Genomic DNA, 19,280 nt, shown 5'->3' with positions numbered 1-19,280 from the left:
GAGCCGGACGAGCAGAAACCAATTGGCGCGACGTCGCGGCTCGCCCGGCTGGGGTGAACGCAACGCGGCCAAAGGTCTCGCCTGGCTGATCCATGCGGCGATGCCGCCGTGCATGGATACCGCTACTAGCGCCATGGAGTTCTAGCGGCTGCTGCGCAGCGCTGAACCACCAAGTCTGTTGACGCTAGCTCCTTTGTGGGGACAAAGGATGGCTACTCCCCAATGACAGAGCCGCGATTGTAGCAGCTTGCCTCGCGCGGTCCAGCGAATTCCGCGCGCCCCTTGCGGGCTGTCGCAACCCGGGGATGGCAGGTAAAGTAAACGGCATCCTCACCCTGCCGGGCTTCACGCCCAGTCCGCCATGAGCCTGCCTCCCGACGACATCGCCCCTTACGCCGCGCGGCGCCAACGCCTGATGGCGCAGATGCGCGCCGCAGGCGGCGGCATCGCCATACTGGCGACCGCCCAGGAAGCCACCCGCAACCGCGACGCGGAATATCCCTATCGGCACGACAGCGATTTCTTCTATCTGACCGGATTCACCGAACCCGGCGCCTGGCTGGTGCTGACCGCGGGCGCGACCGACCGCGCCGTGCTCTTCTGCCGCCCGCGCCACATCGAACATGAAATCTGGGAGGGCAAGCGCTTCGGCCCCGAGGCCGCCGCGGCGCATTTCGGTTTCGACGACGCCCATCCGCTCGATGCGCTGGACGAACTGATGCCCGCGCTGCTGCAGGACCATGCCACCTTGTACGCGCCCCTGGCCGGCGACAAGCGCAGCGACGGACGCCTGCACCGCTGGCTGACCGCGGCGCGCGAGGCCAGCCGCGGCGGCCATGCGCCGCCTGCGCGCCAACAGGACATCCGGCCGCTGCTGGCCGAGATGCGGCTGATCAAGGACGCCACGGAAATCGCGGCAATGCGGCGCGCGGCCAAGATCTCGGCCGGCGCCCACGTGCGCGCCATGCGCGTCGCCCGCCCCGGCATGCGCGAGTACGAGATCGAGGCCGAACTGCTGTACGAATTCCGCCGGCACGGCGCGCAGTCGGTGGCCTACAACAGCATCGTGGCCGCCGGCGCCAACGCCTGCGTGCTGCACTACCCGGCTGGCGAAGCCGTGTTGCGCGACGGCGACCTGGTGCTGATCGACGCGGGCTGCGAGGTCGACAGCTACGCCAGCGACATCACCCGCACGTTTCCGGTGAACGGCCGCTACAGCGGTCCGCAGCGCGCGCTATACGACCTGACGGTGGCCGCGCAGGATGCCGCCGCCCAGGCCACGGCGCCCGGCCGCAGCTTCAACGACGGCCATCAGGCCGCCCTGCGCGTGCTGGCGCAAGGCATGCTGGACCTGAAACTCTTGAAAGGCTCGCTGGATGGAGTGCTGGAATCCGGCGACTACAGCCGCTTCTACATGCACCGCACCGGCCACTGGCTGGGCCTGGACGTGCACGATGTGGGCGACTACCGCCAGCCTGGCCCGACCCAGGGCGCCGAACGCCCCTGGCGCCAGCTGGAACCGGGCATGATGCTGACGATCGAGCCCGGCATCTACGTGCGGCCCGCAGACGACGTGCCCGAGGCCTACTGGAACATCGGCATCCGCACCGAGGACGACGCGCTGGTCACGGACGAAGGCTGTGAACTCATCACCCGCGGCGTGCCGGTGCAGGCCGGCGAGATCGAAGCGCTGATGCGCGAGTAGGCGCGCCGGGCTGGCGCTAAAAGACGTAGCCGTCCAGCCAGCCCATGGCGATCCAGGTGTAGACCACCACCATGGCGATGGCGAACATGGACACGATGGCGCCGACCAGGCAGGCCAGGATCGCGACCAGCACCGGACCCCAGCCGGTCCGGGTCGGCCGGCCCAGGCCCTCGTTGTAGAGGCGGTCGAATTTCTCGTCCGGCATCAGCGAGAACACCGCGCTCTCGATGAACCCGTCGACCATGGGAATGAACACCAGGAAGAAGGCGGGGTTGTCGTACCAGACGGGGTAGAAGCTGATAGCGCAGAACAGGCTGATCAGCGTGTATGCGGTCACCAGCCAGGCATGGCGGCGTCCCAGATACCACCAATGCGCCCCCACCGCTCCGAACAGGCAGGCCAGCAATCCGACCGCGACCTTTCCGCGCGGGCGGCGGGTGGAAGCGGCGGAAACGGCGGACACTGGGGATGAGGCCTGGAGCTGCGTCATGTCGATCGACCGGAAAGAGGGCCACGGCGCCAAGACGCGCCGGCTGCTGCGGATTGTAGTGGACGGTTAAAATCCGGGCATGACTTCATCCGCCTTCGACATAGCGATTCTAGGCGCGGGCCCGGTGGGCCGCGTGCTGGCCCTGATGCTGGCCCGCGTGGCGCCCGACCCCGCGCGCATCGCGCTGCTTGCCGGCAGCGCGCCCGCCGCGGTCGCGCCGTCGGCGGCAGTCCCCGCCACGGATCCCCGCGTGCTGGCCATGAACCATGGCAGCCGGGTGCTGCTGGAGTCGCTGCATGCCTGGCCCGAACGCTCGGCCGACATCCGCAACATCCATGTATCGCAGCGCGGCCGGCTGGGCCGCACCCTGATCCAGAACACCGATTTCGGCGTGCCGCAGCTGGGCAGCGTGGTCGCCTATTCCGGCCTGCACGCCAAGCTGGACGAATGCGTGGCCGCTTGCGGCGTCACCGTGTTGCAAGGGCCGCCCGCGCGGATCGGCATGCAGGACGCAGACGGCGTGCGCGTCGAACAAGGCGACGCGACACTGCTGTGCCGGGTCGCAGTGCAATCCGACGGCGCGGGCGCGACCGACGTGCGCCGCGACTACGACCAACATGCGGTGCTGACCACGGCGCACGCCACCCTGCCCCGCCGCGGCTGGGCCTGGGAGCGCTTCACCGCCGAAGGCCCGCTGGCGCTGCTGCCGCACCCGCAGACGCCGGACGCCTATTCGGTGGTCTGGTGCAGCGCGCCCGAGCGCGCCGCCGAACTGGCGGCGCTGGACAACGCCGCGTTTTCGCGGGCGCTGTCCGCCGCCTTCGGCGACCGCCTGGGACGGCTTTCCAGCCAGGCGCCGCGACATGTTTTCCCGCTGGCGCTGAGCGCCCGCCGCGCCCAGGTGCACGGCCGCGTGGCGGCCATCGGCAATGCCGCGCAAACCCTGCATCCGGTCGCAGGCCAGGGCCTGAACCTGGGCCTGCGCGACGCGGCCCGCCTGGCCCAGACGCTGGGCAGCTGGCTGGCCCATCCGGACGTCAATCCCGGTTCCGCCCTGGCGGAATTCGCCGGGGCGCGCCACGTGGACCGCTTCATCACCGCCGGCCTGACCGATCTGATGCCTCGCATCTTCTCGACCGGCCTGGCGCCGGTGGAGCACGCCTGCGGCCTGGCCTTATTGGGGATGGATCTGGCCTCTCCGCTGCGCGCGCCGCTGGCGCAGCATCTGCTGCAAGGTTTTCGCGCCTGAACGCTTCCCTATCCGCCCCCGATAATGGGGCGGTTGTCTGCTTTCGCCTTCCCTTGTTACGAATTGTTCTCCAGGTGACAAAGAGGGTACGAGCGAGCCGGTTAAAATGTGAGCATGCGCATAGGTCAATGGACCCTTCCCAACAACGTGCTGGTCGCGCCCATGGCGGGCGTGACGGACCGTCCTTTCCGCCAGCTTTGCAAGAAGCTGGGGGCGGGCTATGCCGTCTCGGAAATGGCCGCGAGCAACCCCAAGCTGTGGGATAGCGTCAAAACCTCCCGCCGCTTGAACCATGATGGCGAGATCGCCCCCATTTCGGTGCAGATCGCCGGCGCCGACCCCGCCATGATGGCGGAGGCGGCGGTGTTCAACGCCAGCAAGGGCGCCCGGATCATCGACATCAACATGGGCTGCCCGGTCAAGAAGGTCTGCAACGTGGCCTCCGGGTCAGCGCTCTTGCGCCATGAAGACCAGATCGCCCGCATCCTGGACGCGGTGGTATCCGCCTGCGCGCCGCTGGACGTGCCGGTGACCCTGAAGACCCGCACCGGCTGGGACCGCGAAAGCCGCAATGCCCTGCGGGTGGCGAAAATGGCCGAAAACGCCGGCATCGCCGCCCTGACCCTGCATGGCCGCACCCGCGCCGACCTCTATACGGGCGAGGCGGAATATGACACTATCCGCGCCGTCAAGGCCGAGCTGAAAATCCCCGTTGTCGCCAACGGAGATATCACTACGCCCGAAAAAGCCCGGCACGTCCTGGATTACACTGGCGCCGACGCGGTCATGATCGGCCGGGCGGCTCAAGGCCGTCCCTGGATTTTCCGCGAAATCGACCACTACCTGCGCACGGGCGAAACACTGGCCCCTCCCTCCTATGGGGAAATGCGCGAGCTGCTGCTCGAACATCTCGACGACCACTACCGGTTTTACGGCGAGCACACCGGCGTACGCACGGCGCGCAAGCACATAGGCTGGTATCTGGACGGCCTGCCGGGGGCGGATTCGTTCTGCGCCCGCATGAATCTGATCGACAACACCCGCGACCAGTGGCGGGCCGTGTCGGACTGGTTCGACCTTATCTCGCGCGACGGCGGATCCCATCCGGCGCCGGTCGCAGAAGCCCTGCTGGCGGCATAACCGCCTCAACACCAACATAAAAATATCTGTACTCAAATGAGCAAGAAAGATGTCCTGGAAGAATGCGTGCGCGCCAGCCTGGAGCGCTATTTCGAAGACTTGGGCGAATCCGAACCCCACGACATGTGGGACATGGTGATGCGCTGCGTGGAGCGCCCGGTGCTTGAAGTGGCGTTGGAAAGGTCGGGCGGCAACCAGTCGCGGGCATCCGAAATGCTGGGCATCACCCGCAACACCCTGCGCAAGAAGTTGCTGGCGCACAATATCCAGGTATAGCTTTCGTGCGCGGGCGGCAAGCGCATCGCGCCGCCCGCTCCCCCAGATTTCCCATCCGACCTGAACGAGAAAGGCGCTCCCGCCCCACTCCGTCCCTCACCATGAAAATCGAAACCGCCCTGCTTTCGGTGTCCGACAAGACCGGCATCGTTGAATTTGCCCGCGCCCTCGCCGCGCGCGGCGTGCGCCTGCTGTCCACCGGCGGCACCGCCAAGCTGCTGGCCGACTCCGGCCTGACCGTCACCGAAGTGGCGGCCCACACGGGTTCGCCCGAAATTCTCGATGGCCGCGTCAAGACGCTGCATCCGAAGATCCACGGCGGCCTGCTGGCGCGCCGCGACAGCGCCGAGCACATGGACACCATCAAGGCGGCCGGCATCGACCGCATCGACATGCTGGTGGTCAATCTGTACCCGTTCCGCGAAACCGTGGCCAAGCCGGACTGCACCTTCGCCGACGCCGTCGAGAACATCGACATCGGCGGCCCGGCCATGCTGCGCGCGGCGGCCAAGAACCACGGCACCGAAGCCGGCGGCGTGACCGTGGTGATCGACCCCGTCGACTACTCGCGCGTGCTGACCGAAATGGACAAGGGCGGCAACACCTCCTACGGCCTGCGCCTGGCGCTGGCCTCCAAGGTCTACGCCCACACCGCCGCCTACGACGGCGCCATCGCCGCCTACCTGACCAGCCTGGCCGAAGCCGAGCCCAAGCAGGAAGCCGTGCCGGCCCGCAACGAATGGCCCGGCACCCTGACCCTGCAGGTCAAGCAGGAACAGGCCCTGCGCTACGGCGAGAACCCGCACCAGACCGCCGCCTTCTACGTGGACGCACAGCGTCCGGCCGGCCTGCTGGGCAACTACCGCCAGCTGCAGGGCAAGGAACTGTCCTACAACAACATTGCGGACGCCGACGCTGCCTGGGAATGCGCGCGCAGCTTCGAAGCGCCCGCCTGCGTCATCGTCAAGCATGCCAACCCCTGCGGCGTGGCCGTCGCGGCCGACACGCTGGGCGCCTACCAGCAGGCCTTCAAGACCGACCCGACCTCGGCCTTCGGCGGCATCATCGCCTTCAACCGCCCGGTCGACGCCGCCACGGCCGAAGCCGTGAGCTCGCAGTTCCTGGAAGTGCTGCTGGCTCCCGCCTATGACGGCGCCGCGCTGGCCATCCTGGCCGCCAAGAAGAACGTGCGCGTGCTGGAAGTGCCGATGGGCACTGGCCAGAACGCCTTCGACATCAAGCGCGTGGGCGGCGGCTGGCTGGTGCAGAGCCCGGACGCCTACAACGTGCCGCGCGACGCGCTCAAGGTCGTCACCAAGCGCCAGCCCACCGAAGCCGAGATGAACGACCTGATGTTCGCCTGGAAGGTCGCCAAGTACGTCAAGTCCAACGCCATCGTGTTCGTGGGCGGCGGCATGACCCTGGGCGTGGGCGCGGGCCAGATGAGCCGTATCGACTCGGCCCGCATCGCCTCGATCAAGGCGGAAAACGCGGGCCTGACCCTGAAGGGTTCGGCCGTGGCGTCGGACGCTTTCTTCCCGTTCCGCGACGGCCTGGACGTGGTGGTGGCCGCTGGCGCGACCTGCGTGATCCAGCCGGGCGGCAGCGTGCGCGACGACGAAGTGATTGCCGCGGCCGACGAGCACGGCATCGCCATGGTGCTGACCGGCACCCGCCACTTCCGCCACTGATGCGCGTCCTCGGCATCGATCCCGGCCTGCGCCGCACCGGCTTCGGCGTGATCGATGCCGACGGCCCGCGGCTGCGCTATGTGGCCAGCGGGACCATCGTGGTCCCGCCGGCGCTGGCGCTGTCCGAACGCCTCAAGGTCATCCTGGACAATCTGCGCCAGGTGGCCCGCGACACGCAACCCGACGTGGCCGCGCTGGAAATCATCTTCCTGAACACCAACCCCGCCTCCACCCTGCTGCTGGGCCAGGCGCGCGGCGCGGCGCTGTGCGCGCTGGCCGACAGTTCGCTGCCCGTGCACGAGTACACCGCGCTGCAGATCAAGAAAGCCGTGGTCGGCACCGGCCGCGCCGCCAAGGAGCAGGTGCAGATGATGGTGCAGCATCTGCTGTCGCTGGATGGCGCGCCCGCGCCCGACTCGGCCGACGCGCTGGCCTGCGCCATCTGCCATGCCCATGCCGGCCCGCTGCAGGACAAGCTCGAACGCCTGGGCGCGTCCCTGCGCATGAGCGGCAAGACCCGCATCCGCAACGGCCGTCTGATCGGCTGAACCTTCGACACGCCGCGATTTTCCGCAAGGCGGGACCGGTTCCCGCCGCATGCGCGCCCGCGCGTATAGAATCCCCGCATTCGCCGCGCGTTCAGCGGCCTCACCATTGCCAGGCCACCATCACCATGATCGGACGCATCACCGGAACCCTGATCGAGAAACTCCCGCCCACCATCTGCGTGGACGTGGGCGGTCTGGGCTATGACATCGACGTGCCCATGAGCACGCTGTACTCGCTGCCCGACACGGGCGCGCGCGTCACGCTCTACACGCACCTGACGGTGCGCGAAGACGCCCACATCCTGTACGGCTTCGCCTCGGCCGGCGAACGCAGCGCTTTCCGCGAACTGATCAAGGTCAGCGGCATCGGCGCGCGCACCGCGCTGTCTGTACTGTCGGGCCTGTCGGTGGCGGACCTGGCGCAGGCCATTACGCTGCAGGAATCGGGCCGCCTGACGCGCGTGCCCGGCATTGGCAAGAAGACCGCCGAACGCCTGCTGCTGGAAATGCGCGGCAAGCTGGGCGCGGACATCGGCGCCTCGCCGCACGCGGCGCCGGACAACCAGTCGGACATCCTGAATGCGCTGCTGGCGCTGGGCTACTCGGAAAAGGAATCGCTGTCGGCGCTGAAGACGCTGCCCGAGGGCGTGGGCGTGTCCGACGGGATCAAGCAGGCGTTGAAGGCGCTGGTGCGCTGAAACCGGCTTACAGATAGCGCGGAGCCACCGCTTCCAGCCCCGTCGGCACCACGTGCAGTTCGGGCGCGATCGGCCCGCTGCAGATATTGTCGCGGCGCAAGGAGTCCAGGTTGTCGCGCGACATCAGCGGCGTGCCAGGCATGCATTCGAACAGCCGGGCCTGCATGCGGCCCACGCCCATGGGCATGCTGACCACGGGCCGCGGATGGCCGCTCCAGGCGGCGCACAGGCGAGCGATCTCGCCCAGCGTGTAGACCTGGGGCCCGCCCAGTTCATAGGTCTTGCCGCAGGTGTGCGTATTGCCCAGCGCCGAAACGATGGCGGCGACCACGTCGCCCACATAGACCGGCTGCATGCGCACGTGCGCGCCCGCCAGCGGCAGCACCGGCAGCCAGCGCGCCAGGCCAGCGAACATATTGGTGAATTTGTCGTCCGGGCCGAAGACCACCGAAGGGCGGAAGATGGTCCAGCCCCCATCCCGATTGCCCTGGAATTCCTGCTTGATGGCGGCTTCGCCGTCGCCCTTGGAACGCTGGTACATGCTGTCGCCGTTGGAATCGGCGCCCAGCGCGCTGATGTGTATCAGCCTGCGCACGCCCTGGCGGCGACACGCTTGCGCGATGCGCTGCGGCAGCAGCACGTGGGCCCGCGCGAACGCCGAGCCATAGGGACGGCCGGCGTTGCCGTGCAGGATGCCCACCAGGTTGATGACCGCGTCGCAACCCTGCGCCAGGCCGTCCAGCGTGGCGTCATCGTGCACGTCGCATTCGAGCAGGGTGACGGTGGGAAGAATCTGCAGGTCGCGCCCGCGGCTGTAAAGCCGGGTGGGCACGACGATCTGATGCTGATCCGCGGAAAGCCGCGCTACCAGATGACGGCCGATGAAACCGGTGCCGCCGATGACAAGGATACGCATGCCGCAGCCCCTGTTCGTCAGGATTCAGTTCCGATTCTGCCTTGCACACGCTACAACCGCAAGCGCGCATCGGCGGTCCCGCGTGGGGACCGCCCGAGGGGGATTCAACCCGCCAGCAGCTTGGCGTAGGCCGGAAGGTCGACGTTGCCGCCGCTGATGATGACGCCGACTCGCGCGCCGCGTACCGGCACCACGTTCTGCATGACCGCGGCCGCGCCCAGGCAGCCTGTGGGTTCCACCACCATCTTCATGCGTTCGGCGAAGAACCGCATGGTGGTGACCAGCTGTTCGTCCGTGACAGTGACGATGTCGCGCACATGCTTCTGGATGAGCGGGAAGGTCAGGTTGCCCAGGTGGGTCGTGGCGGCGCCGTCGGCCAGGGTCTTGGGCGCCGGGATTCGGACGATTTCACCTTTGCGCAAGGACTGCTGGCCGTCGTTGCCAGCCTCGGGCTCGACGCCGTAGACCAGGCAGCGCGGGCTCAGCGCGTAGGCGGACAGGGCCGACCCCGACAGCAGGCCGCCGCCGCCCAGACAGACGAACAGGTAGTCCAGTTCGCCCACTTCCTCGAACAGTTCCTTGGCGGCGGTGCCCTGGCCGGCGATCACGTCTTCATGGTCGTAGGGCGGGATCAGGGTGGCGCCGGTTTCGGCCTGGATGCGGCGGGCGATCGCCTCGCGGTCCTCGGTGTAGCGGTCGTAGGTGACGATCTTGCCGCCATAGCCTTCCGTCGCCGCGCGCTTGGCCGCGGGGGCGTCCAGCGGCATGATGATGGTGGCCTGCACGCCTTGCAGCTTGGAGGCCAGGGCGATGGCCTGCGCGTGGTTGCCCGACGAAAACGTGACCACGCCGGCGGCGCGCTGTTCCGGGGTCAGGCGGGCGATGGCGTTGTAGCCGCCGCGGAACTTGAAAGCGCCCATGCGCTGGAAGTTCTCGCACTTGAAGAAGACCGACGCGCCGCTGATCGCATCGGCGGTGGTCGACGTCAGTACGGGCGTGCGGTGCGCGTTGCCGGCCAGGCGCTCGCTGGCGCGCACGACGTCGTCATAGGTGGGCAATTCGGGCTGCATGGGCTTGGGTCCTTTGATCGCGGAGAATAATCAAAACCTCCGGATGATAAACCCGCGGCCGACTTCGGGCGCCGTCCGGCGCCCGGGTTCGGTCCGATTTGCCGGCAGCCTACTTCCCGAAGAGATCGCCCGAACCCGCCGTGGCGCCGGCCGGCGGAGTCAGCCCCAGGTGGCGCCAGGTGGTCAGCGTGGCGGTGCGGCCGCGCGGCGTGCGCTGCAGATAGCCATGCTGGATGAGATAGGGCTCGATCACGTCCTCGATGGTGTCGCGCTCTTCGCCGATGGCGGCGGCCAGGCTGTCCACGCCGACGGGACCGCCATCGAACTTGTGGATGATGGCTTCGAGCAGCTTGCGGTCCATCAGGTCCAGGCCCTGCGGGTCCACTTCCAGCATGGCCAGCGCGCGGCCCGCAACGTCCGCATCGATGGTGCCGCCGGCCTTGACCTCGGCGTAGTCGCGCACCCGGCGCAGCAGCCGGTTGGCGATGCGGGGCGTGCCGCGGGCGCGGCGCGCGACTTCGGCCGCGCCGTCCGGCGTGATGCCGGCGTTCAGGAGGCCGGCGCTGCGCGTGACGATGTGGCCGAGATCGGCGGCGTTGTAGAACTCCAGCCGCGACACGATGCCGAAGCGATCCCGCAGGGGGTTGGTCAGCATGCCGGCGCGGGTGGTGGCGCCGACCAGGGTGAAGGGCTGCAGGTCCAGCTTCACGCTGCGCGCGGCGGGGCCTTCGCCGATCAGGATGTCGATCTGGAAATCCTCCAGCGCCGGATAGAGGATTTCCTCGACCACGGGCGACAGGCGGTGGATTTCGTCGATGAACAGGACGTCGTTCTTTTCCAGGTTGGTCAGAAGCGCCGCCAGGTCGCCCGGGCGCTCCAGCACCGGACCGGAGGTCTGGCGCAGCTGCACGCCCATTTCATGCGCAATGATGTGGGCCAGCGTGGTCTTGCCCAGGCCCGGGGGGCCGAACAGCAACACGTGGTCCAGGGCCTCGCCGCGCTTCCTGGCCGCGGCGATGAAGATCTCCAGCTGCTCGCGGGCGCGTTGCTGGCCGACATACTCGTCCAGCGCCTTGGGCCGCAGGGCGCGTTCGATCGACTCCTCGTTGGGCGAGACCGGCTGCGGCGCCACGATACGGGGGGCGTCGGGACGGGAGGAAAGCGAATCGGACTGGATGGCCATGGTGCGGGAACGACAAAATGCTGAGCAGGATGCATCGTACCGTAGCGCGACCCGCCCCGGGGAGAAGCGAGCGCCCTTGCGGGCGCCCCTAGGACGTCTCGGACAGCGGCAGCTTGACCCGCACGCACAACCCGCCGGACTCCGCCTCGAGCAGCTCCAGCGAGCCGCCATGGGCCCGCGCGATGGCCTCGGCCAGCGCCAGGCCCAGGCCCACGCTGCCGGTGCGCGTGCGCGCGTCGTCCAGGCGGCTGAACGGGCGCAGGGCCTCCTGGCGCCGTTCCGGCACGATGCCGGAACCGTGGTCGGCCACGTCCAGCACCGCGTGGCGACCCTCGTGCCGCAGGCTGACCTGGACCGGCGGCGCGCCATGGTTCAGCGCATTGCCGATCAGGTTGTCCAGCAGGCGGCCCAGCGCCACGGCGTCCGCCTGCACCACCAGGGTTGCAACGTCGTCGCCGGCCCGCAGGCTGATGTCGGTGCCGGCGCCCTGCCAGGCGCCCACGCGCTCGGTCAGCCAGTCGGACAGCAGCATCGAGGCGTAGCGGTAGGCGGCCGGATCGGTGCCGCGCACGAAGCCGATGAACTGGTCGACCATGTGCTGCATGTCCTGCAGGTCCGCGCGCAAGCCCTCCTTCAGCTTGGAGTCGTCGGCCAGTTCGATGCGCAGCCACATCCGCGACAGGGGTCCCTTCAGGTCGTGGGGCAGGCCCGACAGCAGCGTGCGGCGCACCGAATCGGATTCGGACAGCGCGTCCAGCATGGCGTTGAAACGCTCTCCCAGCACCCGCGTTTCGTGCGGGCCCGACGGCTCGACCCGTTGCGGCTGCCCCGCCGCCAGCCGGTCGGCCGCGTCGGCCAGCCGGGTGATAGGACGCGTGATGTGCCAGGAAAAACCCACCGCCAGCAACAGCAGCAACCCCAGGCCGCCCAGCCAGGCGGCGATGAACGGCGTCGCGACCGGCGGATCCAGGCGGTCCAGCGGGATGACCAGCCATTCGCGCAGGCGCGGCGCGTCCTCGCTGGCGGGATTGGGCGCCAGCGAGATGAAGATTTCCGGCGTCGGTCCGCGCGACAGCGCCACGCGCGTGCCGTCGTTCAGGCGTTCATTGAGCTGCTGCACCAGCACGCGCAGATCGCGGCGGATGTCGTCCGGTTCGGGCTGGTAGCGGCGGCTGTGTTCTTCGCGGTCGCGTTCGCGCGCGCGCTCGCCTTCCCTGGCGCTGGCGCGTTCATCGCCGTGTTCTTCGTCGCGCACTTCCGGGGGCGGCGGCGCCGGCGGGCCGTGCATCTGCATGTCCGCGGGCGGCGGAGGCGGCGGAGGCGGCGGCTTCGGAGCCGCCTTCGGCGGTGGCCGGCGGCCATTGAATCGCTGCAGCTTGGCCTCGGCGGGCAGCACCCGCGACCACAGCCGCCACTGGTTCTGCGAGGCCGTGCGCACGAAGTCGGCGCGTTCCTCCGCCGGCACCTGCGACACCGCGGCGCGCAAGGTGCGGATGGTGGTGACGATATAGCCGATGGCTACGTCTTCCATGAACTTGTGCCGGAAGTACGAGACCGTCACCAAGGTGGCCGCCTGCGTCAGCAGGACCGAGCCCAGGATCAGCAGGATCAGCCTTGCCCGCAGCGAGCGCGGCACCAGGAAGCCAGGAGCAAAGCGCATCAGGGCGAGAACCGGTAACCGATGCCCCAGACGGTCTGGATCCAGCGCGGTTGCTTGGGGTCGTCTTCGATGACCCGGCGCAGCCGCAGGATGGCGATGTCGATGGCGCGGTCATTGCGCTCGCCGGCATCGTCATCGCGCGCCAGCGCCAGCAGGCGTTCGCGCGACAGCGGCTTGCCCGCGTTGCGCACCAGCGCCTCCAGCAGATTGATTTCGCCGCCGGTCAGCTTGACCACCGTGCCTTCGCGCGACAGCTGGCGGGTGGAGGGATCGAACACGAAGGGCCCGAACGAGACCGGCGCGTCCTTGGTCAGCGCGGACGGGCCGCGCTTGCGGCGCAGCACGGCCTCGATGCGGGCCAGCAGTTCGCGCGGATCAAAAGGCTTGCCGACGTAATCGTCGGCGCCGGCCTCCAATCCGATGATGCGGTCCACCGCCTCGTCGCGCGCGGTCAGCAGGATGACGGGAATGTCCTCGCCTTGCTCGCGCAGGCGGCGGCAGGCGTCCGCGCCGTCGCCGCCGGGCAGCATGCGGTCCAGCACCAGCAGGTCGGGCGCGTAGCGGGTGATGCGGGACGACAGGTCGGTAGCGTCCGGCGCCAGCAGGGTGTCGTAGCCGTGCCGGTTCAGGTAGTCGGCCAGCAATTGCCGTAAGGCCGGATCGTCGTCGACGACCAGCAGCTTGGTGTGGGGATTGTCCATGGATGCCATAGTGCGGCCCGCCGCCACAAGCCGCAAGAGGCGGGAAATCAACTGAAATATACCTGTTGCACGATGTTGAACGCGTTTACCAGCGCTTTCCCGCCACGGCGCAGCGCCCGATGCGAACTGGCCCTAAAATGGAACCCGGCCCGCCTTCTGTCCGCTTTGCTAAAAAACGTTTACAGGCAAGGCGACGCTCCCTTTCTACACTGTGCCTATGGTCGCCCCTGCATTCCTCTGGCGAAAAACCCTGTTGCGCGCCGCGCTGGCCGCGGTCGTCGCCTGCCCGATCGCCCCGGCCGCGGCCGATCCGCTTGCGGCGTCCCCCTATATGCCCGCTCCGCCCTCGGCGCGCGGCATCGGCATACTGTCCCCGGTTCAGCCCATGCCCGTGCGCCCCGCGGCGTCGATGGCATCGCGCGCCGTCCCGCTGGATCCGTCCCCTTGCGACATGCAGACCATGGAACCGGCGCTGGACACCAGCGTGCACGGCACGGGCGACGCTGACCTGATCCCCGGCACCGGACTGGGACTGTCCGGCGACGCCCAGCCCGCCCCGGTTCCACAGGATTGCACGGTGCTCGCGACGCCCGAGGAGCCCGCGCCGGACTACTCGCTAACCCTCCAGGACGGGGACCTGCCTCGCATACCCGTGGTCATGATCTCCGGCGTGTCGCGCGCCTCCCGGCCCTGGTTCGCCTCCGCCAACAGCCAGGAGGGCCTGCGCTACGGCGGCAACCGCAACTGGGTCTACCGCAATACCTCGGGCCCCTCCGTCGCCGTCGGCAACATCGACGCCAAGGCGCCGGCCTGGGGCAGCGGCGCGCCGGTGGGCGGACTGCAGATCTCGAACTGGGCCGGATCCGGCGCCACGGTCCCGGAAGGCAGCTTCGGCTATTCCTCGTCGCTGGGCCGCCTGAACCACATGGATCCCGCCGCCAGTTCCGGAGCCGTGGATTACGGCGACCCGGTGGGCAGCGGCAGCGTGCGTTACGGCCTCACGCCGACGCTGACCCTGGAGGGCCAGATGCAAAGCGCGCCGTCGCTCACGACGCGCGGCATGGGCACCACCTACGCCGCGGGCGACTACGGAACTTTCCGCGCCGGAGCCACGCAAAGCTCGTTCGACGCGGCCAGCGCCTGGCGCTACCGCTTCGACTACAACGTGGCCGTGGCCGACGCCGTCAACCTGGGCTATTCCAACGAGCAGGTCGGCGCGGGCTACGGCGACCTGTCCAGCTACTCGGGCGGCGGAGCTTCGGCGGCGCACACCCGCAACACGCTGTCCGCGGGCGTCCCCATCACCGGCTGGGGGGTGCTCAGCGGCACCTACTCGGGGCTGCGGGAAGGCTCCGAGCTGGCCGAGCAGCGCGTGGGCCTGTCGCACAGCATGTTCGTCTCACCCAAGGTCAAGCTGGCGGTGGGCGCGGACCGCGACATCATTTCCGGCAACTACGAATGGCGCGCCAACCTCAGCATGCCCGTGGATACCTTCATGCGCGGCACCTGGCTGAGCTGGTAGGCAGACCGCGGCAAGGACAGAAATCTCCCTGCCGGAAAAGGTCCGGCGGAATTGCGGCTTAAAATCCCTGCCATGATGCTCCCGGCCTACCCCCATGTCTGACGCGCGCGCCCTCGGCGTGTTGCAGCGCGTTTTCGGTTACGAATCCTTCCGCGGCGACCAGCAAGCCATTGTCGAACAGGTGATCGACGGCGGCGACGCGCTGGTCCTCATGCCCACGGGCGGCGGCAAATCGCTCTGTTACCAGATTCCGTCCCTGGTCCGCGAAGGCACCGGCATCGTCGTGTCGCCCCTGATCGCGCTGATGCAGGACCAGGTCGACGCCCTGACCGAACTGGGCGTGCGCGCAGCCTTCCTCAACTCCACCCAGGAGTGGCGGGTGGCCCGCGACGTCGAGCAGGCCTTCCTGGCCGGCGAGCTGGATCTGCTGTACGTGGCGCCCGAGCGCCTGCTGACCGACCGCTGCCTGCAATTGCTGGAACGCGGCCGCATCGCGCTGTTCGCCATCGACGAGGCCCACTGCGTGTCCCAGTGGGGCCACGACTTCCGCCCGGAATACCTGGGCCTGTCGATGCTGCACGAGCGCTGGCCGGACGTGCCGCGCATCGCGCTCACCGCGACCGCCACCGCCGACACCCGCAGCGAAATCGCCCAGCGCCTGTCGCTGGACGATGCGCGCCACTTCGTTTCCAGTTTCGACCGCCCCAACATCCGCTACCGCATCATCGAAAAAAACGAGGTGCGCAAGCAATTGCTGGAAATGATCCAGACCGATCATGAAGGCGAATCCGGCGTGGTCTATTGCCTGTCGCGGGCCCGCGTGGAAGAGACCGCGGAGTTCCTGTGCAACCAGGGCATCGACGCCATGCCCTATCACGCCGGCCTCAGCGCGCAGGTGCGCGCCGCCAACCAGGCGCGCTTCCTGCGCGAGGACGCCGTGGTCATGGTGGCCACCATCGCCTTCGGCATGGGCATCGACAAGCCCGACGTGCGCTTCGTGGCGCACATCGACCTGCCCAAGTCGGTGGAAGGCTATTACCAGGAAACCGGCCGCGCCGGCCGCGATGGACTGCCGGCCACGGCCTGGCTGGCCTACGGCCTGCAGGACGTGGTGCAGCAGCGCCGCATGATCGACGAATCGCCGGGCGAAGAGTCCTACCGCCGCCGCCTGGGCCAGCAGCTGGACGCCATGCTGGGGCTCTGTGAAACCGTGGAATGCCGGCGCGTGCGTCTGCTGGCCTACTTCGGCCAGCAGATCACCGCCTGCGGCAATTGCGACGTCTGCCTGGAACCGCCCCAGGCCTGGGACGGCACGGTTGCGGCGCAGAAGGTGCTGTCCGCCGTCTACCGCCTGTGGAAGGAGCGCGGCCAGCGCTATGGCGCCGGCCACATCATCGACATCCTGCGCGGCAAGGTCACGGACCGCACCAAGCAGCACGGCCACGAAACGCTGAGCGTATTCGGCGTGGGCGCGGACCTGAGCGATACCGCCTGGCGCGGCGTGCTGCGCCAGTTGCTGGCGCAAGGCCTGCTGACGGTGGACCACGAAGGCTACGGCACCCTGGCCCTGACCGAAGGCAGCCGCGCCGTGCTCAAGGGCGAGCGCCAATTGATGCTGCGCCGCGAATCCGAAAAGAAACCGCGCTCGGGCAAGAGCGGCAGCGGCCGCCCCAAGGCGGCGGCGATTGACCTGCCGGCCGAACTGCAGCCCGTATTCGAGGCTCTGCGCGCCTGGCGCGGCGAAGTAGCCAAGAGCCATGGCGTGCCGGCCTATGTCATCTTCCACGACGCCACGCTGCGTGAGATCGCGCTGGCCCAGCCCGAATCCATGGACGAGCTGAGCCACATCAGCGGCGTGGGCGCCCGCAAGCTGGAAGCCTACGGCGAAGAGATCCTGCAGCGCGTCGCCAGGCCGGTCTTGTGACGGCAGCCCCGGCCGGACTTCCCGGCCGGATCAGCCCGGCGGCGGCAGCAGCGGCACCGGCGCGCGTTCCTTGCCGAACACCGAGCGGTACGCCAGGATGTTGAACACCAGCACCACCGGAATGCCCACGACCGCCCCGGCCAGCACCAGGCGCATCGAGCCCAGCGCGCCCGCGCCGTCCCACAGCGTCATGTCGTCCAGGATCAGGTAGGGGAACAGGCTGTAGGCCAGGCCGCTGAGCATCAGCAGGAACAGGGCCACGCACAGCACGAACGGCAGCCAGCTGAAACGGTCGGCCTTGCCCGGCAACCTCGCCAGCAGCATTTCGGCGGCGACGAAGCCCGCCAGCATCAGCACCCAGACCGTTGCCGCCAGGCTCAGGTGGGCAATGTTGCTCCATTTGTAGAAGATGCCCGCATTGGCCAGGCCCAGCGTGACCGCGATCGCCACCATGCCCACCGCCGTCCAGCGGATGGCGTGGCGCGCCCAGTTGGCGGCGCGGCGCTGCAGATCGCCGTCCACCCGCATGACCAGCCAGGACGCGCCCAGCAGCACATAGGCCGCCACCGCGCACAGGCCCACGAACATGGAGAACCAGCCGTAGCCGGCATCGGACTGGTAGCCGGTGGCGATGCGGCCCAGCAGCATGCCCTGGCCGAAAGCGGTGATCAGCGACCCCGCCCAGAAGCCGAAAATCCAGCGCGGCTTCATTTCGTTGCGCGCACGGATGCGGAACTCGAACGAGACGCTGCGCAGCACCACGCCCAGCACCATGCAGGTGAGCGGTCCGTAGAGCTTGCCCAGCACCGCGCCCCAGGCGAACGGGAACGCCGCCGCGAACAGGCCCATGCCCAGCAGCAGCCAGAATTCATTGGCGTCGCGCCACGGGCTCAGCAGGCTCATCATGCGGCCGCGCTCGTGTTCCGGCGCCAGTTGCAGCAGGATGCCCACGCCCAGGTCGAAGCCGTCCAGCACCATGCCCGCGGCAATCACCACGAACAGCAGGGCCATGAAGGCCAGCGGCATCCAGAAAGAGGGATCGTCGGGGTTGAGGCCCTGGGAGGCGGCCAGCATGGCGATCATGGCGTGCCTCCAGCCAGTTTGCGCACGGGCACGACGCCATAGCGCGCCGCGTGGAACAGCATGCCGACGAACGCCGCAAGCAGCAGCAGGTACAGCACGCCATAACCGATCAATCCGTACAGCACGGTGCTGGAGGCCACGATGCCCAGCACCTCGGACTGCGTGACGGTGCCGTTCACCGCGAACGGCTGCAAGCCCAGGATGGATACCCACCACCCGGCCACGACGGCGATGGCGCCGGAGAACATCATGCCGCACAGCACCCGCTGCCACCAATGCGGCAGCGTGGACGGGTCCAGCCCGCGCCGGAACGTCCACAGGAAGGTCACGCAGGCCACGGCCAGCATCAGCAAGCCCAGCCCTGCCGCCACGCGCAGCGACCAGAAGGTCAGCGCCACCGGCGGCAGCATGCCCGAATACTTGTCCAGGCCGCGGTAGGTGCCGTCCTGGTTACGGTGCAGCCACATCCCGCCCATGTTGCGCAGGGTCACGTCGGCCACATTGGTATGGGCGCGCGCATCGGGCCAGCCGAACAGCACCAGTTGCGGCTCTGCGCCGCTTTCCCAGTAGCCCGCGGCGGCGGCAGCCTTGGCGGGCTGCAGCTTGGCGATCATCTGCCCGGCGCCGGTCGCCACCGGCAACTGCATGAACGCCCCCACCACGGCGACCACCAGCGCGGTCTTGAACGCGTTGCGCTCGCCGTCGCCCAGCGGACGCCGCAGCGCCTGCAGCGCGGTCACGCCCATCATCAGGAACGCGGCGGCCAGGGCCGCGCCCACCATCACCACCGCCATGCGCCATCCCACGGAGGGATTCAGCACCACGGCCATCCAGTCATAGACCTGGTAGCGTCCATCGACCAGCAGCGCGCCATCCGGCGTCTGCATCCAGGATTGCAGCGCCAGCACCCAGAACACCGCCACCAGTTGCCCCACCGCCACCATCAGCACGGCCAGTGTATGGGCGCCATCCGACACGCGGCGCTGGCCGAACAGCATGACGCCCAGGAAACAGGACTTGAGAATGAAGACCGAAAGTATGGCGTAGCCCAGCAAGGGCCCGGCGACGTTGCCGATCTTGTCCATGAGGCCGGCCCACAGGCTGCCCAGCTGGATCAGCACCGGCACGCTGGCCGCCAGCGTCAGCACGAAGGCCAGGGCGAAAATCCGCACCCAGAAGCGGTAGGCGGCTGTCCAGCCGCCCTGGCCGGACCAGCGCGCCCTGATCTTGAAGAACAGCAGCACCCAGGCGAGCGCCAGGGAGAAGGCCAGGAAAAACGCCAGAAAGCTCAGGCTGGCCACGAACTGCGTGCGGGCCAGGGATAACGTGGATATGTCCATGATGGCCCGTAGTGTAGAGCCAGTTACATGACTGTGGGGACAGTTTGAAACCGGTTGCACCGGCAGCAAAAAGGCCTCGCCTGC

The 19,280-nt window shown here is 68.5% G+C and carries 17 protein-coding genes and 1 riboswitch; of the genes, 9 read left to right on the top strand and 8 right to left on the bottom strand.

Going from position 1 to position 19,280, the window contains the following annotated elements; genetic code table 11:
- Position 1: 1 nt before the first annotated feature.
- A riboswitch (yybP-ykoY riboswitch) is annotated at positions 2-240 on the bottom strand.
- A gap of 121 nt (positions 241-361) precedes the next feature.
- Positions 362-1,705 carry an aminopeptidase P N-terminal domain-containing protein gene (locus ACM1PE_RS01295; protein WP_118932899.1) on the top strand — a complete coding sequence of 448 codons (1,344 nt, stop codon included), beginning with the start codon at positions 362-364 and terminating at the stop codon, positions 1,703-1,705.
- Positions 1,706-1,721: 16 nt separating this feature from the next.
- Here ACM1PE_RS01295 and ACM1PE_RS01290 read toward each other — a convergent pair whose 3' ends face one another.
- Positions 1,722-2,195 carry a hypothetical protein gene (locus ACM1PE_RS01290; protein ID WP_059371627.1) on the bottom strand — a complete coding sequence of 158 codons (474 nt, stop codon included), beginning with the start codon at positions 2,193-2,195 and terminating at the stop codon, positions 1,722-1,724.
- Positions 2,196-2,274: 79 nt separating this feature from the next.
- Between ACM1PE_RS01290 and ACM1PE_RS01285 the strand changes: the two genes are divergently transcribed.
- The 6 genes from ACM1PE_RS01285 to ruvA all read left to right on the top strand — a co-directional run bounded on the left by ACM1PE_RS01285 (position 2,275) and on the right by ruvA (position 7,797).
- On the top strand, positions 2,275-3,444 hold the full coding sequence (locus ACM1PE_RS01285; RefSeq protein ID WP_059371626.1) for a UbiH/UbiF/VisC/COQ6 family ubiquinone biosynthesis hydroxylase: 1,170 nt from the start codon (positions 2,275-2,277) through the stop codon (positions 3,442-3,444).
- 114 nt (positions 3,445-3,558) lie between these two features.
- Positions 3,559-4,584 (top strand): tRNA dihydrouridine synthase DusB, encoded by a 1,026-nt coding sequence (dusB, locus tag ACM1PE_RS01280; protein ID WP_054457331.1) that lies wholly within the window; start codon positions 3,559-3,561, stop codon positions 4,582-4,584.
- 36 nt (positions 4,585-4,620) lie between these two features.
- The gene (locus ACM1PE_RS01275; RefSeq protein ID WP_006217670.1) at positions 4,621-4,860 is read left to right on the top strand and encodes a helix-turn-helix domain-containing protein; all 240 of its coding nucleotides are present in this window, start codon (positions 4,621-4,623) and stop codon (positions 4,858-4,860) included.
- 101 nt (positions 4,861-4,961) lie between these two features.
- The gene (gene purH / locus ACM1PE_RS01270) at positions 4,962-6,551 is read left to right on the top strand and encodes a bifunctional phosphoribosylaminoimidazolecarboxamide formyltransferase/IMP cyclohydrolase (RefSeq protein WP_419342405.1); all 1,590 of its coding nucleotides are present in this window, start codon (positions 4,962-4,964) and stop codon (positions 6,549-6,551) included.
- Entirely contained in the window at positions 6,551-7,099 is a 549-nt protein-coding gene (ruvC, locus tag ACM1PE_RS01265; protein WP_054457336.1) for a crossover junction endodeoxyribonuclease RuvC, read from the top strand. The genes purH and ruvC overlap by 1 nt, the downstream gene beginning before the upstream one ends.
- Positions 7,100-7,224: 125 nt before the next feature.
- Complete coding sequence (gene ruvA, locus ACM1PE_RS01260) at positions 7,225-7,797, top strand: Holliday junction branch migration protein RuvA (RefSeq protein ID WP_013391723.1); 573 nt, start codon at positions 7,225-7,227, stop codon at positions 7,795-7,797.
- Positions 7,798-7,804: 7 nt separating this feature from the next.
- On the opposite strand, the gene ACM1PE_RS01255 is transcribed toward ruvA, so the two are convergent.
- The 5 genes from ACM1PE_RS01255 to ACM1PE_RS01235 all read right to left on the bottom strand — a co-directional run bounded on the left by ACM1PE_RS01255 (position 7,805) and on the right by ACM1PE_RS01235 (position 13,327).
- Positions 7,805-8,713 (bottom strand): complex I NDUFA9 subunit family protein, encoded by a 909-nt coding sequence (locus ACM1PE_RS01255; RefSeq protein WP_251877763.1) that lies wholly within the window; start codon positions 8,711-8,713, stop codon positions 7,805-7,807.
- Positions 8,714-8,817: 104 nt separating this feature from the next.
- Positions 8,818-9,783, bottom strand: a complete 966-nt coding sequence (locus ACM1PE_RS01250) for a threo-3-hydroxy-L-aspartate ammonia-lyase (protein WP_059371621.1) — start codon at positions 9,781-9,783, stop codon at positions 8,818-8,820.
- 109 nt (positions 9,784-9,892) lie between these two features.
- Positions 9,893-10,966: a Holliday junction branch migration DNA helicase RuvB gene (gene ruvB, locus ACM1PE_RS01245; RefSeq protein ID WP_054457342.1), complete on the bottom strand. Its 1,074-nt coding sequence runs from the start codon at positions 10,964-10,966 to the stop codon at positions 9,893-9,895.
- Between the two features lie 88 nt (positions 10,967-11,054).
- The gene (locus ACM1PE_RS01240; RefSeq protein ID WP_059371620.1) at positions 11,055-12,626 is read right to left on the bottom strand and encodes a sensor histidine kinase; all 1,572 of its coding nucleotides are present in this window, start codon (positions 12,624-12,626) and stop codon (positions 11,055-11,057) included.
- Positions 12,626-13,327: a response regulator gene (locus ACM1PE_RS01235; protein WP_054457345.1), complete on the bottom strand. Its 702-nt coding sequence runs from the start codon at positions 13,325-13,327 to the stop codon at positions 12,626-12,628. Before ACM1PE_RS01235 ends, ACM1PE_RS01240 begins: the two co-directional genes overlap by 1 nt.
- A gap of 217 nt (positions 13,328-13,544) precedes the next feature.
- Between ACM1PE_RS01235 and ACM1PE_RS01230 the strand changes: the two genes are divergently transcribed.
- A complete protein-coding gene (locus tag ACM1PE_RS01230) occupies positions 13,545-14,849 on the top strand; it encodes a fimbrial protein (RefSeq protein WP_419342401.1) in 1,305 nt (434 codons plus the stop codon).
- Positions 14,850-14,943: 94 nt separating this feature from the next.
- Positions 14,944-16,773, top strand: a complete 1,830-nt coding sequence (recQ, locus tag ACM1PE_RS01225; RefSeq protein WP_118932363.1) for a DNA helicase RecQ — start codon at positions 14,944-14,946, stop codon at positions 16,771-16,773.
- Between the two features lie 30 nt (positions 16,774-16,803).
- On the opposite strand, the gene ACM1PE_RS01220 is transcribed toward recQ, so the two are convergent.
- The gene (locus ACM1PE_RS01220; protein WP_059371616.1) at positions 16,804-17,856 is read right to left on the bottom strand and encodes a cytochrome d ubiquinol oxidase subunit II; all 1,053 of its coding nucleotides are present in this window, start codon (positions 17,854-17,856) and stop codon (positions 16,804-16,806) included.
- Entirely contained in the window at positions 17,853-19,196 is a 1,344-nt protein-coding gene (locus ACM1PE_RS01215; RefSeq protein ID WP_059371615.1) for a cytochrome ubiquinol oxidase subunit I, read from the bottom strand. Before ACM1PE_RS01215 ends, ACM1PE_RS01220 begins: the two co-directional genes overlap by 4 nt.
- Between the last annotated feature and the right edge of the window lie 84 nt (positions 19,197-19,280).

Source organism: Achromobacter sp. PD1 (assembly GCF_048541815.1).
GTDB lineage: Bacteria > Pseudomonadota > Gammaproteobacteria > Burkholderiales > Burkholderiaceae_B > Achromobacter > Achromobacter bronchisepticus_A.
This window is presented reverse-complemented; position numbering and strand designations above follow the sequence as displayed.

What these genes read in the sequence shown, in the direction of transcription:
- ACM1PE_RS01230 (WP_419342401.1), top strand. Translation starts at nt 13,545, where the DNA reads ATGGTCGCCCCTGCATTCCTCTGGCGAAAAACCCTGTTGCGCGCCGCG.
- purH (WP_419342405.1), top strand. Translation starts at nt 4,962, where the DNA reads ATGAAAATCGAAACCGCCCTGCTTTCGGTGTCCGACAAGACCGGCATC.
- ACM1PE_RS01240 (WP_059371620.1), bottom strand. Translation starts at nt 12,626, where the DNA reads ATGCGCTTTGCTCCTGGCTTCCTGGTGCCGCGCTCGCTGCGGGCAAGG.
- ACM1PE_RS01275 (WP_006217670.1), top strand. Translation starts at nt 4,621, where the DNA reads ATGAGCAAGAAAGATGTCCTGGAAGAATGCGTGCGCGCCAGCCTGGAG.
- ruvA (WP_013391723.1), top strand. Translation starts at nt 7,225, where the DNA reads ATGATCGGACGCATCACCGGAACCCTGATCGAGAAACTCCCGCCCACC.
- ACM1PE_RS01285 (WP_059371626.1), top strand. Translation starts at nt 2,275, where the DNA reads ATGACTTCATCCGCCTTCGACATAGCGATTCTAGGCGCGGGCCCGGTG.
- ACM1PE_RS01215 (WP_059371615.1), bottom strand. Translation starts at nt 19,196, where the DNA reads ATGGACATATCCACGTTATCCCTGGCCCGCACGCAGTTCGTGGCCAGC.
- ACM1PE_RS01250 (WP_059371621.1), bottom strand. Translation starts at nt 9,783, where the DNA reads ATGCAGCCCGAATTGCCCACCTATGACGACGTCGTGCGCGCCAGCGAG.
- ruvB (WP_054457342.1), bottom strand. Translation starts at nt 10,966, where the DNA reads ATGGCCATCCAGTCCGATTCGCTTTCCTCCCGTCCCGACGCCCCCCGT.
- recQ (WP_118932363.1), top strand. Translation starts at nt 14,944, where the DNA reads ATGTCTGACGCGCGCGCCCTCGGCGTGTTGCAGCGCGTTTTCGGTTAC.
- ACM1PE_RS01295 (WP_118932899.1), top strand. Translation starts at nt 362, where the DNA reads ATGAGCCTGCCTCCCGACGACATCGCCCCTTACGCCGCGCGGCGCCAA.
- ACM1PE_RS01290 (WP_059371627.1), bottom strand. Translation starts at nt 2,195, where the DNA reads ATGACGCAGCTCCAGGCCTCATCCCCAGTGTCCGCCGTTTCCGCCGCT.
- ruvC (WP_054457336.1), top strand. Translation starts at nt 6,551, where the DNA reads ATGCGCGTCCTCGGCATCGATCCCGGCCTGCGCCGCACCGGCTTCGGC.
- ACM1PE_RS01255 (WP_251877763.1), bottom strand. Translation starts at nt 8,713, where the DNA reads ATGCGTATCCTTGTCATCGGCGGCACCGGTTTCATCGGCCGTCATCTG.
- ACM1PE_RS01220 (WP_059371616.1), bottom strand. Translation starts at nt 17,856, where the DNA reads ATGATCGCCATGCTGGCCGCCTCCCAGGGCCTCAACCCCGACGATCCC.
- dusB (WP_054457331.1), top strand. Translation starts at nt 3,559, where the DNA reads ATGCGCATAGGTCAATGGACCCTTCCCAACAACGTGCTGGTCGCGCCC.
- ACM1PE_RS01235 (WP_054457345.1), bottom strand. Translation starts at nt 13,327, where the DNA reads ATGGACAATCCCCACACCAAGCTGCTGGTCGTCGACGACGATCCGGCC.